A 1,196-nucleotide genomic window follows, 5' to 3' on the forward strand; every position below is an offset into this window, starting at 1 on the left:
GGCCGCCCCTGACCCGTACGACGGACAGGCCGCTCAGGAGCCGGACAGGGCCTCCGTCGGTGACAGCCGGCTCGCCCGTACCGCCGGATACAGTCCGGCGAGCATGCCGATGAGCAGAGTGCAGCCGATCCCCGCCGCACTCGCCCACACCGGGACGACCGTCGGCCAGTCGCGGCTGAGGGCGTAGGCCGCCGTGATCGCCGTCCCCAGCACCGTCCCGCCGAGGCCGCCGATGAGCGACAGCAGCAGCGACTCCGTCACGAACTGGGTCCGGATCTGGCCGCGGGTCGCCCCCAGCGCCCGGCGCAGGCCGATCTCGGGGCGCCGCTCCAGGACCGAGATGACCATCGTGTTGCCGACCCCGACGCCCCCGACGAGCAGCGCCACGCCACCGAGGCCGAGCAGCAGCCCGGTGAGCGCCGACTCGGTGGCCTCGCGGGCGGCGAGCGCGTCGGAGGGCCGGGAGATCCGGACCTGTCCCGGTTTCTCGGGGTACGCCGTGGCCGGCAGCACGCCCCGCACCTCCGCGATCTGGCTGTCCTCGGAGCGGACGTAGACCGTCGACGGATGGCCGTCGAAGCGCAGGTACGTCCGGGCCGCAGGCCAGCCGACCAGCGCCGCGCTGTCGAGCTCCGGCGCGAGCGGTACGGGATCGAGGACGCCGACGAGGGAGAACCAGCGGTCGCCGAGCCAGACCCGGGTGCCCGGTGTGTACACGTCGAGCCGGCCCGCGGCCGTGGAGCCGAGCACGACCGCCGGGTACTGCTCGGTCGCGGAATCCAGCCAGCGGCCCCGGCGGATGTGGCCGCCGACGGCCGGGAGCAGGTGCCGGTCGGCCGCGAGGACCTCGAGGGAGCCGGTGCGTCCGATGGCGATGTGCTCATTGCGGTAGATGTGTGCGCTGGTCGCGCCGGTGGCGGCGACCTGCCGCACGGGCGGGATACGGCCGATCATCGCGACGGCCTCGTGGGGCAGCTTGGCCTCGGTGCCGTCGAGCGAGTCGCTGGGGGCGACCCGCAGCAGGTTGGTGCCGAGCGCGTCGAGTCGGCGGTCCACCTCCGCCCGGCCGGAGCCGGAGATTCCGACCACCGCGATCATGGCGGCGACGCCGATCGCGATCCCGAGCGCGGAGAGGAAGATCCGCAGGGGACGGGTCCGCAGCCCGGTCCCGCCGAGCCGCACGATGTCCTGAGGAC

Annotated in this window: 1 protein-coding gene; it reads right to left on the reverse strand. The window is 74.4% G+C overall.

The features are described from left to right. Window positions 1-33: 33 nt before the first annotated feature. Window positions 34-1,196: ABC transporter permease (locus tag ACFTZL_RS44990; protein ID WP_382596455.1), on the reverse strand; the 1,163-nt coding region annotated here is incomplete at its 5' end.

It is taken from the genome of Streptomyces sp. NPDC056948 (assembly GCF_042674225.1).
In the GTDB taxonomy this organism is placed as follows: Bacteria; Actinomycetota; Actinomycetes; order Streptomycetales; family Streptomycetaceae; genus Streptomyces; species Streptomyces purpurascens.